This window comes from Kribbella sp. NPDC104740, assembly GCF_055583505.1.
In genome coordinates this window covers 692221-711779 of record NZ_JBVJNV010000004.1, presented here as the reverse complement: position 1 = coordinate 711779, position 19559 = coordinate 692221, and the positions used below count along the sequence as shown (strand labels likewise).

Genomic DNA, 19559 nt, shown 5'->3' with positions numbered 1-19559 from the left:
CGAGCAGCAACTAGCTCGGGTCCTTCTCCGTGCGCGCGGCCAGGCTCAAGAATCGCGCCGCCAGCGCCTCACCACCCACCGGGTTCCGCGACACCACCATCACCGTGTCGTCCCCCGCGATCGTCCCGAGCACATCGTCCAGCCCCACATGGTCGATCGCCGACGCGAAGTACTGCGCGGCCCCCGGCGGCGTCCGCAAGATGACCAGATTCGCACTGCCCTCCGCGGAGACCAACAGCTCGGACGCGACCCGCGCCAGCCGCGCCTCGAACGCAGCCGCCTCACCAGCTCGCGGGCTCCGATCGCCACCTTCACCCGGTACGGCGTACACGAGCTGCCCGACCGCGTCCCGCACCTTGACCGCGCCGATCTCGACCAGGTCGCGCGACAGCGTCGCCTGACCGACCCCGAGGCCGGCCTCGCCGAGCAGCTCGGCCAGCTCGGTCTGCGACCGCACCGGCTGGCGGCCCAGCAGCTCCACGATCCGTTGCTGACGTGCGGTCTTCGTGGTCGGTGCGATCAGCGTGCGCGGTTCGGCGCCGGCGGTCACCGGGTGGTCCGTGTCGTTCGTGGTCATGAGGAGAAGTTTCGGGCCAGCAGCCAGGACAGCAAAGCCTTCTGCGCGTGCAACCGGTTCTCCGCCTCGTCCCACACCACCGAGTCCGGCCCGTCCAGGAAGACCGCGTCGATCTCCTTGCCCCGGTACGCCGGTAGGCAGTGCAGCACGATCGCGCCGGGATTCGCCTTCGCGACCAGCTCCTCGGTCACGGAGTACGGGACGAACGGCGCCTCGCGCAGCTCGGCCTCGGCCTCCTGACCCATCGACACCCAGGTGTCGGTCGCGACGACGTCCGCACCGGCGACAGCCTCGGACGCGTCGTCGGTCCAGCTCACCGAACCGCCGGTCTCCGAGGCGATCTCGACCGCCTTCGCGAGGATCGCCGGGTCCGGCTGGTACGCCGCCGGCGAGCCGATCGCGACGTGCATCCCGGCGGTCGCGCCGCCGAGCAGGTACGAGTGCGCCATGTTGTTCGCGCCGTCGCCGAGGTAGGTCAGCTTCAGCCCGGCCGTCCGGCCCTTGTGCTGCCGGACCGTCATCAGGTCGGCGAGGATCTGGCACGGGTGGAACTCGTCGGTCAGCGCGTTCACCACCGGCACCCGGGAGGCGCCGGCCATCTCCTCGATCCGGGTCTGCCCGGCGGTCCGCCACACGATCGCGGCGACCTGCCGGTCGAGCACCCGCGCGGTGTCGGCGATCGGCTCACCGCGCCCGAGCTGCGAGGTCTGCGCGTCGATGATCAGCGGTACGCCGCCGAGGTCGGCGATCCCGACCGCGAACGAGATCCGGGTCCGGGTCGAGGTCTTGTCGAACAGCACCGCAACCGTCTGCGGCCCGGCCAGCGGCTGGTGCGCGAACCGGTCCTTGGCCAGCTGCTCGGCCAGCGTCAGCACCTCGTCCTGCTCGACCGGACTCAGGTCGTCGTCCCGCAGGAAGTGCCGGGTCATCTAAACCTCCACCTTGTCGAGGAGCGCCGGGAGGGCGGCCACGAAGCTGTCCACGTCCGCCCTGGTCAGAATGTACGGCGGCGCCAGGCGCAACGCGTCCGGAATCGGGTTGTTGATGACAAATCCCGCGTCGAGCGCCAGAGCGGCGATCTGGTCGGAGACGGGCTGGGTGAGCTGAACTGCCAGCAGCAGACCGCGGCCGCGGACGCCGGCGATCAGTGGGTGATCGAGAGCTGTGAGAGATTCGGTGAGGTAGTTGCCGACAGCACTCACATTCGCGAGCAGGTCGTCCCGCTCGATCACCGTCAGCACCGCCAGCCCGGCGATCGACGCGACCGGGTTCCCGCCGAACGTCGTCCCGTGATTCCCCGGCTCCAGCAGCGACGACGCCGCCCCGAACCCGAGGCACGCCCCGATCGGGATCCCCGCGCCCAGCCCCTTCGCGACCGTGACCAGGTCCGGCACGATCCCCTCGCGCTGGAAGGCGAACCAGTCCCCGGTCCGCCCGACGCCGGTCTGGATCTCGTCGATCCACAGCAGCGCGCCGTGCTCGGACGTGATCCGCCGCGCCGCCTGGAGATACCCGTCGGGCGGTACGACGACGCCGTTCTCGCCCTGGATCGGCTCCAGCACGACCGCGGCGGTCTCGTCGTCGACGGCCGCCTCGAGCGCGGCCGCGTCGCCGTACGGGACGAAGGTGACGTCACCGGGCAGCGGCGCGAACACCTCCCGGTACGCCGGCTTCCAGGTGATCGCGAGCGCGCCCAGCGTGCGGCCGTGGAAGGCGCCGACGGTGGAGACGATCTTGGTCCGCCCGGTCTTGCGGGTGATCTTGAACGCCGCCTCGTTGGCCTCGGTGCCGGAGTTGGTGAAGAACACCTTGCCGTCGGGGGCGTCGATCAGCGAGAGCAGCTTCTCGGCGAGCGCGATCTGCGGCGCGGAGGCGAAGAAGTTCGACACGTGGCCGAGCGTGGTCAGCTGACTCGTCACCGCGGAGACGACGAACGGGTGCGCGTGGCCGAGCGAGTTCACCGCGAGGCCGCCCAGCAGGTCGAGGTACTTCTTGCCGTCGGCATCCCACAGGTAGGCGCCCTCGCCGCGGACCAGCACCCGCTTCGGCGGCCCGAAGGTGTTCATCAGCGAGTGCGTGTAGCGCTCGGTCAGCGCCGCGCCGGTGGCGGTCAGGTCGCCGATCTCAGCAGGCATGAGTTCAGTCATGACGGGATCACCTGGGTTCCACTTCCGGCGTCGGTGAAGATCTCGAGCAGCAACGAGTGCGGCACGCGGCCGTCGATGACGGTCGCCCGGGAGACCCCGGACTGGACGGCGCGCAGGCACGCCTCCATCTTCGGGACCATGCCCGAGGCGAGCGAGGGGAGCAGCTCGGCCAGCTCGGCGGTGTCGATCTGGGTGATGATCTCGTCGCTGTCCGGCCAGTTGCGGTAGAGCCCCGCGACATCGGTCAGTACGACGAGCTTCTCGGCGCCGAGCGCGACCGCCAGCGCGGACGCGGCGGTGTCGGCGTTCACGTTGTGCGCCTGGCCGTCCTCGTCCGGCGCGATCGTCGACACGACCGGGATCCGGCCGGCGTCGATCAGGTCGATGACCGCCTCGGGCCGGACGTCGACGACGTCGCCGACCAGGCCGATGTCGACCGCCTCGCCGTCGATCACCAGGCCGCGCCGCTCGGCGGTGAACAGCCCGGCGTCCTCACCGGACATCCCGACCGCGAACGGCCCGTGCGCGTTCAGCAGGCCGACCAGCTCGCGGCCGACCTTGCCGACCAGGACCATGCCGACGACGTCCATCGCCTCCGGCGTGGTGACCCGCAGCCCGCCGCGGAACTCGCTGTCGATGCCGAGCCGGCCGAGCATCTCGCTGATCTGCGGGCCGCCGCCGTGCACGACGACGACCCGGACCCCGGCGTACCGGAGGAAGACGATGTCCTCGGCGAAGGCCCGCTTGAGCTTCTCGTCGACCATCGCGTTGCCGCCGTACTTGACGACGACGGTCTTGCCGTGGAACTCCTTCAGCCACGGCAGCGCCTCGGTCAGGACCGCGGCCTTCTCGATGGCCTCCTCGGAGCTGCTCACGAGCTGTAGGCCGAGTTCTCTTCGACGTACGCGTGCGACAGGTCGGTGGTGAGCACGGTCGCCGACGCGTCGCCCGCGTGCAGGTCGATCACCACGTCGATCTCCAGCCCGGACAGGTCCGCCTCGGAGCGGTCGACGCCCTTGCCGCCGGCAACGCAGATCGCGGCGCCGTTCAGCGTGATGTCGAGCAGCTGCGGGTCGAACGCGGTCGGCGCGTTGCCGACCGCCATCGCGATCCGGCCCCAGTTCGGGTCGGCGGCGAAGAAGGCGGTCTTGCAGAGGTTGTCCTCGGCAACGACCTTGGCGGCGGCGACCGCCTCGGCCTCGGTGGCCGCGTTCTTCACGGTGATGCTGACGTGCTTGGTGACGCCCTCGGCGTCGGCCTGGAGCTGCTTGACCAGGTCGCCGGCCAGCGCGGTCAGCGCGGCCTCGAACTCCTCCGGCGTCACCGTCACCCCGGACGCGCCCGAGCTGAGCAGCAGCACGGTGTCGTTGGTCGACGTTCCCCCGTCGACGTCGAGCCGGTTGAAGGTCTTGCCGACCGCGTTGCGCAGCGCGTGGTCCAGGTGCGGCTGGTCCAGGACGGCGTCGGTCGTGATCACGCTCAGCATCGTGGCCATGTTCGGCGCGCACATTCCGGCGCCCTTGGCGAACCCGCCGATGCTCCAGCCGCCCTCGTGGGTGAGGAACGCCTGCTTCGGCACGTTGTCCGTGGTCATCACCGCGGTCGCGGCGGCCAGGCTGTGCTCGGCGGTGTCGCCGAGCGCGCTGACCGCGGCCGACAGGCCCGGCAGCAGCTTGTCCATCGGGAGCCGCTCACCGATCAGCCCGGTCGAGCAGACCCCGATCTCGCCCGCGCCGACGCCGAGGATCGACGCCAGCTCCTCGGCGGTCTTGTGGGTGTCCTGGAAACCCTCCGGCCCGGTGCACGCGTTCGCCCCACCGGAGTTCAGTACGGCGGCCTTCAGCTTCCCGGCGGTCAGCACCTGCTGCGACCAGAGCACCGGCGCGGCCTTCACCTTGTTCGTGGTGAAGACGCCGGCCGCGGCGTACTCCGGGCCGTCGTTCAGCACGACGGTCAGGTCCGGCTTGCCCGCGGGCTTGATCCCGGCGATCACCCCGGCCGCGCGGAAGCCGGCCGGCGCGGTGACTCCGGCGCTCCGATCGACCGAGGCGGGCGGGGTGACGGTTGCGGTCACGGGGCTACTCCTACCAGGGGAAGGGCCAGGGTCTCGTCGAGACCGGCGGCCAGGTTCATGCACTGCACGGCGGCACCGGCGGTGCCTTTGGTGAGGTTGTCGAGAGCGGCCACGACGACGACGCGGCCGGTGCGCTGGTCGAGCGCGACCTGCAGGAGCACGGTGTTCGCACCCAGCGTGGACTGGGTCTGCGGCCACTGGCCCTCGGGCAGCAGGTGCACGAACGGCTCGTCGGCGTACGCCTGCTCGTAGACGGCGCGGAGTTGCTCGTACGTCGTACCGTCGGTGACCGGCGCGCTGGCGGTGGCCAGGATGCCGCGCGGCATCGGCGCCAGCACCGGGGTGAACGAGACGCTGACCGGGCCGTCGGTGTGCGGCGCCAGGTTCTGCTCGATCTCCGGGGTGTGCCGGTGCACGCCGCCGACGCCGTACGCCGAGACCGAGCCCATCACCTCGGCGCCGTGCAGGTTCGGCTTGGGACCCTTGCCCGCTCCCGACGTACCGCTGACAGCGACCACCACCAGTTGGGCGCTGTCGACCAGTCCGGCCTGAACGGCGGGGAGCAGGGCAAGGGTGGACACGGTGGGGTAGCAGCCCGGGACGGCGACCCGGTTGGCGCCGCGCAGCTTGTCCCGCTGGCCGGGGAGCTCGGGCAGCCCGTACGGCCAGTGGCCGGCGTGCTTGCCCCCGTAGAACTCGATCCAGGCCTCGGCGTCGACCAGCCGGAAGTCCGCGCCGCAGTCGATCACGGTGACGTCGTCGCCGAGCTGCTCGGCGATTTCGGCGGACTGTCCGTGCGGGAGCGCCAGGAACACGACGTCGTGCCCGCTCAGCGTCGCCGCGGAGGTCTCCTCGAGCACCCGGCCGGCCAGCGGCGTCAGGTGCGGGTGGTGCTGCCCGAGCGTCGACCCGGCGTTACCGCCCGCGGTCAGCGCTCCGATCTCCACCTCCGGGTGCGTCGAGAGCAGCCGGAGCAGCTCTCCCCCGGCGTACCCACTGGCCCCTGCGACCGCGACCCTCAGCGTCATGTGAATGAGTATGTCAGACAACGAATGAATATCCAACCCGTTTCCATGTCACACTCGCCGCCGTCGCGCGTGTCAGGCAGGTGAGCGGAGGAGGATCACGATGGCACGGATCGGGTTGGAGCACCGGCGGACCGGGCTGGTGCGGGTGATGGAGTGGTACAGCAAGCGTAAGTACGGAGCGGTCCTCGACCCGGGCAAGGTGGCGCTGCACCACCGGGGTGTCCTCACGACCATGCTGGTGATGGAGGGGTCGGCAGCGCGGTGGAAGGGGCTCGACCCGACGCTGAAGGCGCTGGCCACGATGGTCGTCTCGGCCGAGATCGGGTGCAGCTGGTGCATGGACTTCGGGTACTTCGAGTACCACCACCAGAAAGTCGATCGAGCGAAACTGCGCGATGTGCCAAGGTGGCGCGACAGCGACGTCTACAGCGACCTGGAGCGTGCGGTGATGGAGTACGCGGTAGCGGCGACGGCGACACCGCCGGCGGTGACCGACGAGCAGGTGGCGCGGCTGCTGGAGGACCTGTCCGAGGCCGACCTGGTCGAGCTGACGGCGCAGGTCGCGCTGGAGAACTACCGGTCCCGGATCAACGCCGCGCTCGGGCTGACCAGCCAGGGCTTCAAGGAGACGTGCGAGCTGAGGCCGGCGTGAGCGACTCGGAGCTGGCGGCGGAGTTCGCCGAGCACCGGGCGGTGCTGGTCGGGGCGGCGTACCGGGTGGTCGGGAGTGTGACCGACGCGGAGGACGTCGTCCAGGAGACCTGGTTGCGGTGGTCCGCCGCGGACCGGTCAGAGGTGCGCGAGGTGCGGCCGTACCTGATCCGGATCACCACCCGGCTCGCGCTGAACCGGCTGCGTCAGCAGAAGTCGCGGCGTGAGCAGTACGTCGGGCCGTGGCTGCCGGAGCCGATCGTCGCGACGCCGGACGAACAGGACCCGGCGGCGATCGCCGAGGTGGCCGACTCGGTGTCGATGGCGATGCTCGTCGTACTGGAGACGCTGTCGCCGCTGGAGCGGGCGGCGTTCGTACTGCGGGAGGTGTTCGACCTGCCGTTCGCGGAGATCGCGGACACACTCGGGCGCTCGGAGGCCGCCGTACGGCAGCTCGCGCACCGGGCGCGCGAACACGTGCACGCCCGGCAGCCGCGGCACCGGGTCGACAAGGCGCGGCACCAGGAGCTGACCAACCGCTTCATGGCGGCGGCCGGCTCCGGGGACCTCGACGACGTGGTGGCGATGCTCGCGCCGGACGTCGAGCTGGTCAGCGACGGCGGCGGCAAGCGCAAGGCCGCACTCCGGCCGATGTACGGCGCCGACAAGGTCGCGCGCTGGCTGGTCGCGGTGGTCTCGGCGCCGGAGAACGCCGGGATGACGTTCGGCACCACCCAGCTGAACGGCGAGATCGCGTACCTGGCCTACGCCGGTGACGAGGTCGACACCGCGGGTTTCCTGCAGCTCGACGAGCACGGCCTGATCAGCCACATCTACGTCGTCCGCAACCCCGACAAGCTCACCGGCGTCCCCAGCCGCGACCAATTACCCTAGGTGCAAATCAGTCGCATCTGGAGGTTTGTGGTGGAGTACGTCGTGATCGAGGCCGACGCGGTCTCGGAGCCCGGCCTGCGGGCGGATCTGCTCGACACCTGGATCGCCGCGACCGACGCCGGCGGCAGCGTCGGCTTCACCGCCCCCGCGCCGGTCCACCAGGTCGCCGAGACGCTCGACCTCGCGCTGGAACGGGTCGCAGCCGGACGCGACCTGCTCGGCGTACTGCACAACGGGGAGCGGTACGTCGGCATGGGCCTCCTCGTCGCGAACTCCGGCAGCCTGAGCTCGCACTGGCGCACGGTGCTCCGCGTGATGGTCCACCCCAAGTACCAGGCCGCCGGCGCGGGCCGCCTCCTGATGACGGGCTTGCGAGGCTCGGCCGAACAACTCGGCCTGGAGCAGCTGATGCTCACCATCCGCGACGGCAGCACCCTCGACGCCTTCTACACCAAACTCGGCTACCGCATCGTCGGCACCCACCCCCGCGCCGTCCGCGTCACCGAGACCGACTACCGCGACGAGATCATGCTGATCACAGACCTGACCCGCTGATTCTGTCGAGGACCGCCGCTCCGCCTCGACGTCCCGGCATCAACCGACTCGAAGGAGCTGCGCGATGCGCGATCTCATCGTCACCCAGAACATCACCCTCGACGGTGTCGTCGAGGCGACCGAGGACTGGTTCCAGGTCCACACCGACGACACCGGCGACCTGCTCGAGGCGAGCCGGCAGCACAGCGCCGCGGCCGACGCGTTCCTCGTCGGCCGCGAGACGTTCGAGGCGATGCGCGGCTTCTGGCCGGCGCAGACCGACGACCGGACCGGGATCACCGAGTACCTGAACACCGTGCAGAAGTACGTCGTGTCGAGCACGCTGCAGGATCCGGGGTGGGAGCCGACGACCGTACTGCGTGGGCTCGACGAGGTGGCTGCGCTCAAGGAGCAGCCGGGGCGGGACATCGTGCTCACCGGGAGTATCGGGCTGGCGCAGGAGTTGGCTGAGCTCGGGCTGGTAGATGAGTACCGGCTGTTTGTCTACCCGGTGGTGGTTGGGCGCGGGCGGCGGTTGTTTGTTGATGGGCGGGCGTTGCGGCGGTTCGAGTTGGTGGAGGCGCGGCAGTTCGCGGGTGGGGTGGTGCTGCTGACTTACCAGACCGGGCCCCGCTCCTCAGTGGGGCCCGGTCCAGAGCGGGGGTCAGCCTCGGCGGCGGAGGAGTGAGACGCCGAGGGCGGCGAGGAGGGCGCCGAGGGTGAGGAGCATGGGGGACGGGCCGCCGGTGTCGGGGAGGGCCGCGGTCGGGGCGCCGCCGCCGGCCGGGCCCCCGCTGCCGGTCGGGCCGCCGCCGGTCGGGCCCCCGCTGCCGGTCGGGTCGCCGCTGCCGGTTGGTTGTTGCGCGGGGGGCTGGCCGCCGACGACGATCTTGAGCTGGGACTCGACCGTGGTGGCGTCGGTGTCGGTGACGCGGTAGGCGGTTTTGGCGATGCCGCTGAAGGTGCGGTTGGGGATCAGGCGGATCGTGCCGTCGGGGAGGACCGTCCAGGTGCCGGCGGCGTTTGTGAGGGTCCGCACACAGGTGGCGGTCCCGGTCGCGAGGCAGACCGTCGTGGGGATCCAGGACGCGCCCTCGGTCGCGGTGTCGTTCAGGAGCGGGTTGACGACGACCGGGTTGCCCGGGGTGGACGTCCCGCCATCCGGGAGCGCCTTCGCGGTCAGTGGCGCGGTGACGGTGATCTCCAGGCGTGCGGTGTCCGAGGTGCCGTTCTTGTCGGTCACCCGGTAGCCGACCGCGCGCGTCGTACCGCTGAAGCCGCCCGCGGGGTTGAACGCCACCGTCCCGTCCGCGGCGACGGTGAACGACCCCTCGCCCGGGATCGTCACGGTCTTCTTGTCCTTGCCGTCCGCCGGGTCCCGCACGACGACCGACGCCGGATCGAGCGGCGCCAACGGATCGCCCGCCTTGTCGTTGTCGAGCACCGCGACGACCACGATCTTCCCGTACGCCGTACTCGCGCTGTCATCGACGGCGACCGGCCGCACCGGCTGCACCGTCACCGCCACCGTCGACCGCGCCGCGTTCCGGTTGCTGTCCTTCACCTCGTACCGCGTCGGTTTGCTCGTCCCCGTGAAGGCCGCCGCCGGGCTGAACGTGATCTTGCCGTCGGCAACAACCAGCGCACCCTGTCCCGGGATCGTCACCTTCTTGACCAGGTCACCGTCAGCCCCGACCAGCAGCAGCGACGCCGGATCGAGCTTCGCGCCCGGACCGGGTTTGTCGTTCGCCAGCGGATCGAAGACCACCGGCAGCCCCTGCTTCGTCTTCTCCCGGTCCGGTTGCGCGACCGGCCGCGCGTCGACCGTCACCGTCAGCGTCGCCGTGCCGGTGCTGCCGTTCTTGTCGCTCACCTGGTACGTCACCGGAGTCGCCGCACCGGTCAGCCCGTCCGACGGCACCAGCCGTACTCCCCCGTCAGGTTGCGCCGTCCACATCCCCTGGCCGGCAACCCGCAGCGACGACACCGGATCACCGGTCGCCGGGTCGACCACTCGCACCGATTCCGGCACCAGCGGCGCGCTCGCGTCACCCGCCTTGTCGTTGCCGAGCACAGCCACCGTGATCGCCGTGTCGTACGCCGTCGTCGCGGTGTCGTCGACGAGCACCGGCTCGATCCGGCTCACCGTCACGGTCGCCGTCGACGCGGCCTTGTTCCCGCTCGTGTCGGTGACCTGGTAGCCGATCGCGCTCCGCCCACTGAACGTCGGCACCGGCGTGAACTCGATCTCGCCGGTCACCGCGTCGGCCTCGAACGTGCCTTGTCCGGCGATCGTCACCTTGCGGTCCCAGGCCCGGATCGCCGAGGTGCCGAAGATCTGCACCGACGACTTCTCCAGCTCGGCCGCCGTACCGGGCAGGTCGTTGGCCAGCGGGTTGAACGTCACCGCGCCGTTCTGCTTGGTCGTGACGCTGTCCGGCTTCGCCTCCGGTCCCTTGCCGACCGTGAGGAAGAGCAGCCCTTCGGCCGTCGTCCCGTTGTCGTCGGTGATCCGGTACGTCGCCGGCGTCGTCACGCCCTGGTAGTCCTTCACCGGCGTGAACGTGACCCGCCCGGTCTTGTCCGCGACGTACGTGCCCTCGCGCGGCTGCGTCACCGTCGCCCGGTACTTGCCGTCCGCCGGATCCTTCAGCAGCAGGCTCGCCGGTACCAACGGCGCGCTCGCATCGCCCGGTTTGTCGTTGGCCAGCACGTCGACGGTGATCGCCTGGTTGTACGGCGTGATCGCCGAGTCGTCGACGGTGAACGGGTCGATCGGCGTCGTGCTCAGCAGCAGCGTCGCGGTCGCTGTCGACTTGTTGCTATCGGCAACGCGATAGGTGATCGGCTTGCCCTTGCCGCGGAACGTGGGCAGTGGGTCGAACTGCACCGCGCCGCTGTCCTGCACGGTGTACGTCCCCTGCCCAGCCACCGTCAGCGTCTTCCCCGACGAAGTCCGCTCACCACTGAGTACGACCGACGCCGGATCGAGCTTCGCGTCCGTCCCCGGGCTGTCGTTGCTCAGCACGTTCACCATGACCGTCACGTCCTGCAGCGTCGACGCCGTGTCCGGCCGTGCGACCGGTGGCGCACCGACAGTGATCCGCACGACCGCGGTCGCGAGCGTCCCGTTGTCGTCGGCAACCTGATAGGTCAGGTCGTTCGCCGACCCGCTGAACCCGACGGCCGGGTCGAACACCACCGCACCACCCCGCGCGGTGTACACCCCCTGCCCCTGCACACTCACCGACGGCTTGAACACCCCGTCCGCCGGGTCCTCGAGCCGCAGACTCCCAGGAAGCAGCGGCGCCGTCACGTCCCCGGCCTTGTCGTTGGCCAGCACGCGCACCGTCGCCGTCACGTCGTACGGCGTCGCCGCGCTGTCGTCGGTCGCGACCGGCGTCACCGGCGTCACGGTCACCGCGATCGTCGACCGCGCCGCCTGGTCGAACCAGTCCGACACCCGGTAGGTCAGCGTCGTCGCCGTCCCCGTGTACGCCGGGACCGGGTCGAACTCGACCGTCCCCAGCGGGTCGACGCTCCACCGCCCCTGCCCCGGGACGGTCACCGCCTTGCGCAGCGACCCGTCGGCCGGGTCGATCAGGACCACGCTGAGCGGGTCGAGCCCGGTCCCCTCGCCGGCGAGATCGTTGGCCAGGGCATCGATCCGGAGCGGGACGTCCTGCGCCGTCCGGCCGGTGTCGGGTTTCGCGACCGGCGGTGGCGGTTTCGCGATCGTGACGGTCAGCGCCGCCCCCGCGGGCGTCCCGTTCACGTCGAGCACCGTGTACGCCAGCGACGTCAGGACGCCGGTGAACGACGGCAGCGGGTCGACCTCGACGGTGCCGTCCGGCTTGGCGGTGAAGGTCGCCTCGCCGTCGACCACGACCACCTGGCGCGGCACCTCGCCGACCGGGTCGATCAGCCGCAGCGTCGTCGGGACCAGCGGCAGCGCCGGGTCGCCCGCGGTGTCGTTGGCCAGCACGCGGACCGTCACGTTCGTGTCGTACGCCGTACTGGCGGTGTCGTCGGTGGCGTCGGGCTGCACCCGGGTCACCTCGACGCTCAGCGTCGCCGCGCCGACCGCTTTGTTGCCGTCGGCCACCTGGTACCGGACCGGGGTCGCCTGGCCGTGGAGCGGGCAGCGGCTCGAACAGGATCCGGCCGTCCGACCGCGTCGAGTACTTGCCCTGTCCCGGCACGACCAGCGAGGTCCCCGGCTCGGCCCGCCCGGCCGGGACCAGCCGCACGCTCTCGGGATCGAGCTCCGCGCCGGTCGGACCGGGCTTGTCGTTGGACAGCACCGACGCGTACGCCGGGGTGCCCTGCAGCGTGGTCAGGGTGTCCGGGTTCGCCACCGGCGGCCCGGGAGCGTCGACGCTGACCACGAGCTGTGCGCGGGCGGCGGTCCCGTTCTTGTCGAGCACCTGGTAGCCGAGCGGGGTCGTGCTGCCCTGGAACCCGGTCGCCGGCGCGAACACGATCTTGCCGTCGGCGACCTGGAACTCGCCCTGGCGCGCGAGCACAACCTTGTTCACCAGCTTGCCGGTCTTCGGGTCGACGAGGGCCAGTGAGGCCGGGTCGAGCGGTGCGTCCGGCGAGCCCGCCAGGTCGTTGTCGAGCACCGCAACCACGGCGTTGGTGTCGAACGGCGTACTCACCGAGTCGCCGAGCGCCTTCGGGACGACCGGCGTGACCGTGACGGCCAGCGTCGACTCGGTGAGCTGGCCGGTGCTGTCGGCGACCCGGTACCCGATCGTGGTCGCGACGCCGGTGAACCGCGGCAGCGGGACGAAGTCGACGCCGCCGTCCGGTTTGACCGTGTAGCTGCCCTGGTTCGGGACGACGACCTTCTTCTTGAACGCCGGGTCGGCCTGTGCGGTGCCACCGGCCGGGTCGCGCAGCTCGACCGTCTTCGGATCGAGGCTGACGCCGGGCGCGGCCTGGTCGTTGGCCAGCGGGGTGATCCCGAGGCTGACGTTCTGCGCGGTGGTCGCGGTGTCCGGAGCGGCGACCGGCTTGGCCGGCAGCGCGACGGTGACGATCAGCCGCGCGGTGGCCTTGGCACCGTTGCTGTCGGCAACGCGGTAGGTGACCGGCTCGGCGACGCCGACGAAACCCGGCACCGGGTCGAAGTCGATCCGGCCGTCCGGCTTGGCGACGTACTTGCCGCGGCCGACCACGTTGAGCATCTGGCGACAGGCTGTCCCGTCGACCAGGCACAGCGAGCTCGGCTGCAGCGGCGTGCTCGGGTCGCCGGCCTTGTCGTTGCGCAGCACGTCGGTCGTGACACCGGTGTCGTACGGCGTACCGACGGTGTCGTCGACGGCGACCGGCGGAGGCGGCGGCACGATCGTCAGCGCGTAGTCCTCGACCTCGCCGGAGTCGGTGGCACCGGTCGGTTTCCCGACCTGGGCCGACGAGTAGCCGGCGCGGATCCGCGCGGTCGTCGGCCCGGCCGGGCCGAGCTCGGCGAACTTCGCCCAGCTCAGCGTCGTCTCGCCCTGCCCGGCCGCGAACGTCGAGCAGGCCCGCTCGGCGGCCGCGAAGCTGCCGTTGCGGTCGAGGTCGATCCAGCCGCAGACCTGGCCCGGCTTCGAGGCACCGGTCAGCGCGACCGGTACGGCGTACGACGTCGCGCTGGTGAGCAGCGGGCCGAAAGTCACGCCGTCGTCGCCCTGGTCGGCGGTCGCCGGACCGGTCGTCGCGTTGGCGGTGGTCGCGTTGTCCTCGGTCGCGTCGGCGCCGATCCGCAGGTCGCTGAGCACCGACCAGGCCGCGCCGTACGACGCGGCGGCGTCGCCGAAGTCCTCACCGACCGAGGCGACCACCGAGAACGCGTCGGCCGAACTCTTGGTGTTGAACGCCGGGAGCTTCGGGTGCTTGGTGAAGACCGCGGTCAGGTCGAAGCTGAGCGTGGTGGCGACACCGTTCACCTGGACCGAGCCGCAGGCGGCGGTCGCGCTGGCGTCGAGGCCGTCACCGGTGTCGGTGTTCACGCAGTTCGGGCCGGCATCGTGGTTGGCCGCGGTGACCGTGTCGCTGGTGACGGCGAGATTGTTGCCCTGACCGACCTTGCGCAGACTGAGTCCGGGGGTGCCGAGCTTGAGCACCGTGTGCAGCTCGGACTGGCCGCGCGGCTGACCGTTCACGGACTGCGTCGACGAGCCGCCGATCCCGGCGAAGTGCAGGACCGGGTTGCGGACCGGCTGGGAGAACGTGATCGTCAGCGTGCCACGGTTGCCGCAGCTACCGACCGCGGCGCAGTCGCCGGTGTTGACGAGCAGGTCCTGCGCGGGGGTCGTCGAGGCGACGGCGGGCTGGTAGGTGCTCGCGGCGAGGCCGCGGACGCCGGCGGTCGTTGCGTCGAGCAACTCGGTGCGGCCGGTGACGGCGATGGTCTGGGTCAGGCCCGAGCCAGGCATCGTGGCGGTCGCCGTGGCGGCCTGGGTGAACGGTGCCGAGGGCACCTGGTAGCCGGCGGCCGGCGTACCGGCCAGGAGCACAGCAAGGATCAGCAGAACCGCCAGTACCGGCCGGGTTCGCCCCCAGGTCCTGCCCACTCTTCCGCCCCTCCCCATGACGCACGTCCTGCATCGCGTTGGCACCGGGGCGAAACGGGCCAGCGCAGAGACAACGCTCCACGCGGAGTAGATGTTACGCGGGAATCATCGCCTCAGTTCGTAAATCTGGACGTGCTGCTCGCGATGTCTGAGGTGGGCCAGGTGCGCCAGCCGCGGGGACACCGGGCCGTCGTACAGGTCGGCGTACAGCCAGCGCACGGAGTACTGATCACGGAGACGGCGCAGGACCTCCGGCGTCGGGGCGTCGAGCGCCTGATTGGTCAGCTGGACGCGGTCGGGCCACGGCGACGGCTGGTTGGTGTAGCGCTTGCCGCCGACGCCCTGCCTGCTCATCGCCTGGCCGGTGTAGGCCCAGCCCTCGATCAGCGCCCGGCGGCCGGCGATGCCGCTGACGATGTAGCCGCGCGCGTCGCAGCCCGGTCGTTGCGGCCCGGCCGGACGGCACCAGGTGTTGGTCGCGACGACGTCGTCAGGGCGCGAGTTGCGGGCCAGCCAGAGCGCGGCCCGGGCTTCGTCGGGGTGCACCCGCCACTGGGCGGAGGTGAACGACTTGGCCTGGTCGCTCGCCGACGCCCGGACGCCGATGGCGAGCGTGCCGGCCGCGGGAATCGCGAGGATCGTTGCCAGGACAACCACTCCCCCGAGCCCGGCCAAGCCGGCTAGTCGCTTGGCGGCGACCGGCCAGAGGAGTGTCAGCACGACGGTGATCGCGAAGACCGCGATCAGCGGTCGGGCGACCAGGACGACCCGGTCAAGCTGTTCGCCGGTCGGTCGGGTCTTGGACAGGTGGAGCGCGGCCGCGTAGACGAAGCCGAGTCCGGCAGCCAGCACTCCGACGGTGATCGCTGCCCGTCGTCGGTCCTCGACCTGCTTGAACCCGAGCGCGGCCAGCCAGGCGATCGCGGCCAGGCTGATCGGGACGACGCTGCGGACGAAGTACGACTCGCTGGCGGACGGGTGATCGACCAGGAGGTACGCGGCCCAGCCGGCGACCAGCCCACCGAGCAGGAACCAGCCGAGCGGATCCTGTCTGAGCTCACGGCGTCCGAGCAGGCCGTAGCCGGCCAGCGCGACCGACTGGGCGATCAGCATCAGTGCGAGCACGACCAGTGCGCCGACGATCGACAGGAAGCGGCCGGAGGTGAGTGCGGGGAGGATGAGCCCGCCGCCACCGGCTGGAGTCGCGTCGCCGGTTGCTGCTCGGTAGCCGGCCTGCAGCTTGACGATGGCGAGCAACTGGAGACCGGAGCCGCTGGTGCTTCCGGCAACGGTCAGCAGCGTGCCGACGGCAGAGGCGACCAGTACGGCGCCCGCTGCGACGAAGCGCAGCGGCAGCTTGCGGTCGCGGATCAGGACGAAGAGAGCGGACAGGCCGACCGCGCCGACGAGGATCGGCAGGATCGTGGGCTTGGAGCCGCCGCCGACGACGGCGACCGAGAAGGCCAGCACCCACAGGCCTTTCGGCTGCCGGCCACGGAAGAGCAGCTCGACGAGGAACACGGCGGCCGCCGTACCGGCGAGCATGCCGAAGGTCTGCGACGGGCTGATCAGGCTGAACGGCGGCGCGAGGTCCACACCGTTGTCGATCAACAGCGCGAGCTGCGGCGCGGCCACGGCGACCGCGACGAGCACACCGGTCCACCAGGCGCGGCTGACCGTGCGGGCCAGAGTGGCGAAGACCAGGAGACCCACGACGAGCAGCGGCAGCAGCCAGAGCCGGTAGAGCACCAGGATCGGCGACAGCCGGGTGATGTCGACCGCACCGGCCATGTCGGCGTTGGCGAACCAGTGGTAGTCCAGCTGGAGCCCGGCCACCTGCGGCAGCTGCGGCGGCACTGACCGGGTCAGCTCGTTCACCATCGACAGGTGGAACAGCAGGTCCGGGTAGTACGCCGTACCGGCTGGGGGCATCGGGTGGTACGCGTAGACGCCGAATGTCGCGCCGCCGAGCATGACTGCTGCGGCTGCAGCCAACCCCCACGTCCAGGTCAGCGGGAGCGGCTTGGGCTCGGCGATCCGCCAGTGCCTGCGCAGCCCCGGTACGGCGGCGAACAGCGCGAGCAGCAGCACCGGCCAGACCACCAGGGCCTGCTGCCAGCCGACCAGGGTGAACAGGGCCCAGCCGAGCAGCTGATAGGTGAGGCCGACGACAGCGCCGAGGCCGAGGTCCTCGGCCCAGTTGCCGGTGCTGCGCCAGAGAGCACGCAGCAGGAGCACACCGGGCAGGGCCACGCCGGCGGCGAAGTAGACGGCGTACCGGAGGATCGCAGTGACCGGTACGTCGACCGACAGCAGGCCGACGACTGCGACGACCAGCGGAAGCAACCACGGCAGCAGCCGGGTCATCGGTCGGGCGGGGCGTTCCGTCAGACCGGCGGGCGGAAGGTCGACGAGGGTCAAGTTCTTGCTGGTTCGCGTTCCAGGACCTGGTGGCCGGCGTCGTCCAGGCTGTCGTAGCCGACCAGGAACTGTGGTCGTTTCTGACTCGACTGGAACAGGCGGGCGACGTACTCCCCCAGGAGACCGAGGCACAGCAGCTGGATCGCGCCGATCACCGCGACGGCCAGCACCGTCGACGTCCAGCCGGGAATGCTCTGGCCGGTCAGCTTGATCACCAGCGCACCGATCACGAACGCCACCGACAGCAGCCCACCGAACAGGCCGAGCCAGGTCGCGAGCCGCAGCGGCGCGGCCGAGAACGCGGTCACGCTGTCGAACGCGAGCCGGAGCATCTTGCGCAGGTTGTACTTCGTGACACCCGCGGCGCGTTCGGCGCGCACGTACGCGACCTCGGCGCTCGGGAATCCGAGCCACGGAATCACCAGCCGGAACACCCGCCCGTCCTCGGGCAGCGCATTCACGGCGTCCACCACCCGGCGCGAGACCAGCCGGAAATCGGCGGCGTCGAACGGAATGTCCTTGCCGACCAGCCGGCACATCAAGCGGTAGTACATCCGCGCCGTGGTGCGTTTGGCCCAGCTGTCGCTGGAGCGGTCCGAGCGGACGCCGTACACGACGTCGACGTCCTTGTCCCGCGCGGTCGCCAGCAGCTCGGCGATCACCTCGGGCGGGTCCTGCAGGTCGGCGTCGATGGTGACCAGATGGTTGCCGCGGGCCCGCCGGAAGCCGGCCGAGATGGCCGCCTGGTGGCCGGAGTTGCGGAGCAGGCGGACCAGCCGCAGCTGCGGCCAGTCGGCCGCTGCCGCGAGCAGCATCGCCGCGGTGTCGTCGCGGCTGCCGTCGTCGACGACGAGGAGCTCGTAGCTGACGCCGAGACCGTCCAGCAGCGGGCGCATCCGGTCGAAGAAGATCGGCAGCACCTCTTGCTCGTCGTACATCGGCACGACGACGGACAGGTCAGGAACCTGCGCGCCCATCGGTGCCACCCCCCAGCAGAATTCTGTTCACATCAGATAAGAACGTCCGAAGATGAGAAAAAGATGCTTCCGTCAGGGAATTGGCAGCTACTTGCAGGTGATTCGTGACACCCGTCGGCGTGTCTCGCGCCGAAGTCACGACTCCGAGACCGCGACGGCACCGGTCCGGCGCGGATCACCGACCGCCTGCAGGCCGGTCTCCGGGTCCCAGAACGCGGCCGCGACACCGCCGAAGTACATCGAGTGCGGCGGCATCGGGCGGATCGGCAGGCTGGTGGTCGCGCCGGTGACCTCGAGGTCGTCCTCGTAGTCGACGACGACGTCCGCGCGGACCCGGACGTGCAGCCGCGGGTGCTCGACCGCCTCGTCGAGCGGCAGCCCGCCGTGGGTGTAGAGCGCGTAGGTCTGAGCGATCGCGGTCGGGATCCGGTCCGAGCCCGGCGAGCTGATCGCGAGCACCGCGCCGTCGCGGTCGCGACGGGCGACGCTCGGCGCCATGTTCGAGGTGAGCCGGGTGCCGGGCGCGAGGCTGTGCGGGCCGCCGGCCAGCAGCTCCTGCTCACCGAGCGCGTTGTTCAGCCAGATGCCGGTTCCGGGGGTCATCACGCCGGAGCCGTAGCCGGACGAGACCGTGATGGCGCAGGCGTCGCCCTCGTCGTCGACGACCGAGACCGTCGCCGTACTGGGTGAGGTCAGCGCGCGGAGATCGCCGGCCGACGCGAGGTCGAGCAGCTTCTGGCCTTCGAGGCGGCGCACGTCCTCCTCGTCGAGCTCGGCCAGGCGCCGACCGAACACGGCTTGTTGGACCTCGACCAGGCGCTCGAGCTCGGCCGGGTTCCACCCGCCCTGCACCGGTACGCCGTCGAGCAGCGCCAGCATCGCGGCGACCGCGACCCCGCCGACGGCCGGCGGTGGGTTGGTCGCGAGACTCCAGCCGTTCTGCTTGACGACCAGCGCCGGGCGGACGATCGCCTCGTACGCCGCCAAGTCCTCGGCGGTCAGGATGCCGTCGTTGGCGTGCATGTCGTGCACGAGCAGGCGCGCGAGCTCGCCGGTGTACATGGTCTCGGCGCCCTCGGCCGCGATCAGCTCCAGCGCCGCCGCGAGCTCGGGGATCACGACGGTGCTGCCCGCCTTGATCACCTCGCCGTCGCCGTCGTGCACGACCCCGTGGCTCGGCTGGTGCCAGCCGAAGATGATGTCGTGGGTGTAGCCGAGGTAGTACCCGGAGGTGCGGCTCAGCGTGAACCCTTCCCGGGCGACCTCGATCGCAGGCCTGACGACCTCGCGCCAGGGCGCTTTGCCCGAGCGCCGGTGGGCGAGGTCGAGCGCCTTCATCCCGCCCGGTGTCGCGACCGATCCGTGCCCGACGGTGGTCGTCGTCCCACCGCCGTAGTCGGTGGTCACGTCCCAGATCCCCCGCCCGAACCGCTCGTCCGGCAGGCCGCGCCCGGGCATCTCCACCCAGCCGTCGATGGTCACCGGCTCGCCGCCCGCGACCTGCAGGGTGACGAACCCACCGGAGGCCGGCGAGACGACCCCGATCTCGTTCACCATCGTGACGAGCGTGGCGGCGATCGCGGCATCCACCGCGTTCCCGCCTTCAGCAGCAACCCGCACACCCGCGTCAGCCGCAGCCTTGTTGGGAGCTGCGACTGCCACGCGGGGATGCGAACTTTTCATCTTCGTGTTG

At 70.9% G+C, this 19559-nt stretch carries 17 protein-coding genes and 1 pseudogene; 7 read left to right on the top strand and 11 right to left on the bottom strand.

Annotated features, from left to right (window positions below; translation table 11 throughout):
• Positions 1-10 precede the first annotated feature (10 nt).
• The 6 genes from ACZ6Z4_RS24575 to argC are packed head-to-tail and all read right to left on the bottom strand — an operon-like array spanning position 11 to position 5826.
• Positions 11-577 carry an arginine repressor gene (locus tag ACZ6Z4_RS24575; protein ID WP_465568869.1) on the bottom strand — a complete coding sequence of 189 codons (567 nt, stop codon included), beginning with the start codon at positions 575-577 and terminating at the stop codon, positions 11-13.
• Positions 574-1506 (bottom strand): ornithine carbamoyltransferase, encoded by a 933-nt coding sequence (gene argF / locus ACZ6Z4_RS24570; RefSeq protein ID WP_465568866.1) that lies wholly within the window; start codon positions 1504-1506, stop codon positions 574-576. The genes ACZ6Z4_RS24575 and argF overlap by 4 nt, the downstream gene beginning before the upstream one ends.
• Positions 1507-2724, bottom strand: a complete 1218-nt coding sequence (locus tag ACZ6Z4_RS24565; RefSeq protein WP_465568864.1) for an acetylornithine transaminase — start codon at positions 2722-2724, stop codon at positions 1507-1509.
• Complete coding sequence (argB, locus tag ACZ6Z4_RS24560) at positions 2721-3599, bottom strand: acetylglutamate kinase (RefSeq protein ID WP_465568862.1); 879 nt, start codon at positions 3597-3599, stop codon at positions 2721-2723. Before argB ends, ACZ6Z4_RS24565 begins: the two co-directional genes overlap by 4 nt.
• Positions 3596-4798: a bifunctional glutamate N-acetyltransferase/amino-acid acetyltransferase ArgJ gene (gene argJ / locus ACZ6Z4_RS24555; protein WP_363665184.1), complete on the bottom strand. Its 1203-nt coding sequence runs from the start codon at positions 4796-4798 to the stop codon at positions 3596-3598. Before argJ ends, argB begins: the two co-directional genes overlap by 4 nt.
• Positions 4795-5826 carry an N-acetyl-gamma-glutamyl-phosphate reductase gene (gene argC, locus ACZ6Z4_RS24550; protein WP_465568860.1) on the bottom strand — a complete coding sequence of 344 codons (1032 nt, stop codon included), beginning with the start codon at positions 5824-5826 and terminating at the stop codon, positions 4795-4797. Before argC ends, argJ begins: the two co-directional genes overlap by 4 nt.
• A gap of 100 nt (positions 5827-5926) precedes the next feature.
• Between argC and ACZ6Z4_RS24545 the strand changes: the two genes are divergently transcribed.
• The 4 genes from ACZ6Z4_RS24545 to ACZ6Z4_RS24530 all read left to right on the top strand — a co-directional run bounded on the left by ACZ6Z4_RS24545 (position 5927) and on the right by ACZ6Z4_RS24530 (position 8593).
• A complete protein-coding gene (locus ACZ6Z4_RS24545) occupies positions 5927-6478 on the top strand; it encodes a carboxymuconolactone decarboxylase family protein (protein ID WP_465568859.1) in 552 nt (183 codons plus the stop codon).
• On the top strand, positions 6475-7371 hold the full coding sequence (locus ACZ6Z4_RS24540; protein ID WP_465568857.1) for an RNA polymerase sigma-70 factor: 897 nt from the start codon (positions 6475-6477) through the stop codon (positions 7369-7371). The genes ACZ6Z4_RS24545 and ACZ6Z4_RS24540 overlap by 4 nt, the downstream gene beginning before the upstream one ends.
• Positions 7372-7401: 30 nt before the next feature.
• The gene (locus tag ACZ6Z4_RS24535; RefSeq protein ID WP_465568856.1) at positions 7402-7926 is read left to right on the top strand and encodes a GNAT family N-acetyltransferase; all 525 of its coding nucleotides are present in this window, start codon (positions 7402-7404) and stop codon (positions 7924-7926) included.
• Between the two features lie 64 nt (positions 7927-7990).
• Complete coding sequence (locus tag ACZ6Z4_RS24530) at positions 7991-8593, top strand: dihydrofolate reductase family protein (protein WP_465568855.1); 603 nt, start codon at positions 7991-7993, stop codon at positions 8591-8593.
• On the opposite strand, the gene ACZ6Z4_RS24525 is transcribed toward ACZ6Z4_RS24530, so the two are convergent.
• Entirely contained in the window at positions 8570-12010 is a 3441-nt protein-coding gene (locus ACZ6Z4_RS24525) for an Ig-like domain-containing protein (RefSeq protein WP_465568854.1), read from the bottom strand. The genes ACZ6Z4_RS24530 and ACZ6Z4_RS24525 overlap by 24 nt on opposite strands.
• Before the next feature lie 182 nt (positions 12011-12192).
• Between ACZ6Z4_RS24525 and ACZ6Z4_RS24520 the strand changes: the two genes are divergently transcribed.
• Positions 12193-12339: a hypothetical protein gene (locus tag ACZ6Z4_RS24520; protein WP_465568853.1), complete on the top strand. Its 147-nt coding sequence runs from the start codon at positions 12193-12195 to the stop codon at positions 12337-12339.
• Positions 12340-12341: 2 nt separating this feature from the next.
• Here the strand turns inward: ACZ6Z4_RS24520 and ACZ6Z4_RS24515 are convergent.
• Positions 12342-13571 (bottom strand): annotated as a pseudogene (locus tag ACZ6Z4_RS24515) (Ig-like domain-containing protein); the annotation flags it as partial.
• On the opposite strand from ACZ6Z4_RS24515, the gene ACZ6Z4_RS24510 reads away from it, so the two are divergent.
• Complete coding sequence (locus ACZ6Z4_RS24510; protein WP_465568852.1) at positions 13462-13974, top strand: hypothetical protein; 513 nt, start codon at positions 13462-13464, stop codon at positions 13972-13974. The pseudogene ACZ6Z4_RS24515 and the gene ACZ6Z4_RS24510 sit on opposite strands and share 110 nt — an antisense overlap.
• A gap of 258 nt (positions 13975-14232) precedes the next feature.
• Positions 14233-14382 (top strand): hypothetical protein, encoded by a 150-nt coding sequence (locus ACZ6Z4_RS24505; protein WP_465568850.1) that lies wholly within the window; start codon positions 14233-14235, stop codon positions 14380-14382.
• Positions 14383-14573: 191 nt separating this feature from the next.
• On the opposite strand, the gene ACZ6Z4_RS24500 is transcribed toward ACZ6Z4_RS24505, so the two are convergent.
• The 3 genes from ACZ6Z4_RS24500 to ACZ6Z4_RS24490 all read right to left on the bottom strand — a co-directional run bounded on the left by ACZ6Z4_RS24500 (position 14574) and on the right by ACZ6Z4_RS24490 (position 19528).
• Positions 14574-16835 carry a hypothetical protein gene (locus ACZ6Z4_RS24500; protein ID WP_465568848.1) on the bottom strand — a complete coding sequence of 754 codons (2262 nt, stop codon included), beginning with the start codon at positions 16833-16835 and terminating at the stop codon, positions 14574-14576.
• Between the two features lie 50 nt (positions 16836-16885).
• Positions 16886-17866: a glycosyltransferase family 2 protein gene (locus ACZ6Z4_RS24495; RefSeq protein ID WP_465568846.1), complete on the bottom strand. Its 981-nt coding sequence runs from the start codon at positions 17864-17866 to the stop codon at positions 16886-16888.
• Between the two features lie 135 nt (positions 17867-18001).
• Positions 18002-19528 carry a gamma-glutamyltransferase gene (locus tag ACZ6Z4_RS24490; RefSeq protein WP_465568843.1) on the bottom strand — a complete coding sequence of 509 codons (1527 nt, stop codon included), beginning with the start codon at positions 19526-19528 and terminating at the stop codon, positions 18002-18004.
• Between the last annotated feature and the right edge of the window lie 31 nt (positions 19529-19559).

Excerpts from the sequence above, each read along its gene's own strand:
- ACZ6Z4_RS24545 (WP_465568859.1), top strand. The coding sequence starts at position 5,927 with ATGGCACGGATCGGGTTGGAGCACCGGCGGACCGGGCTGGTGCGGGTG.
- ACZ6Z4_RS24495 (WP_465568846.1), bottom strand. The coding sequence starts at position 17,866 with ATGGGCGCGCAGGTTCCTGACCTGTCCGTCGTCGTGCCGATGTACGAC.
- argC (WP_465568860.1), bottom strand. The coding sequence starts at position 5,826 with ATGACGCTGAGGGTCGCGGTCGCAGGGGCCAGTGGGTACGCCGGGGGA.
- ACZ6Z4_RS24575 (WP_465568869.1), bottom strand. The coding sequence starts at position 577 with ATGACCACGAACGACACGGACCACCCGGTGACCGCCGGCGCCGAACCG.
- argF (WP_465568866.1), bottom strand. The coding sequence starts at position 1,506 with ATGACCCGGCACTTCCTGCGGGACGACGACCTGAGTCCGGTCGAGCAG.
- ACZ6Z4_RS24530 (WP_465568855.1), top strand. The coding sequence starts at position 7,991 with ATGCGCGATCTCATCGTCACCCAGAACATCACCCTCGACGGTGTCGTC.
- ACZ6Z4_RS24500 (WP_465568848.1), bottom strand. The coding sequence starts at position 16,835 with ATGACCCGGCTGCTGCCGTGGTTGCTTCCGCTGGTCGTCGCAGTCGTC.
- ACZ6Z4_RS24565 (WP_465568864.1), bottom strand. The coding sequence starts at position 2,724 with ATGACTGAACTCATGCCTGCTGAGATCGGCGACCTGACCGCCACCGGC.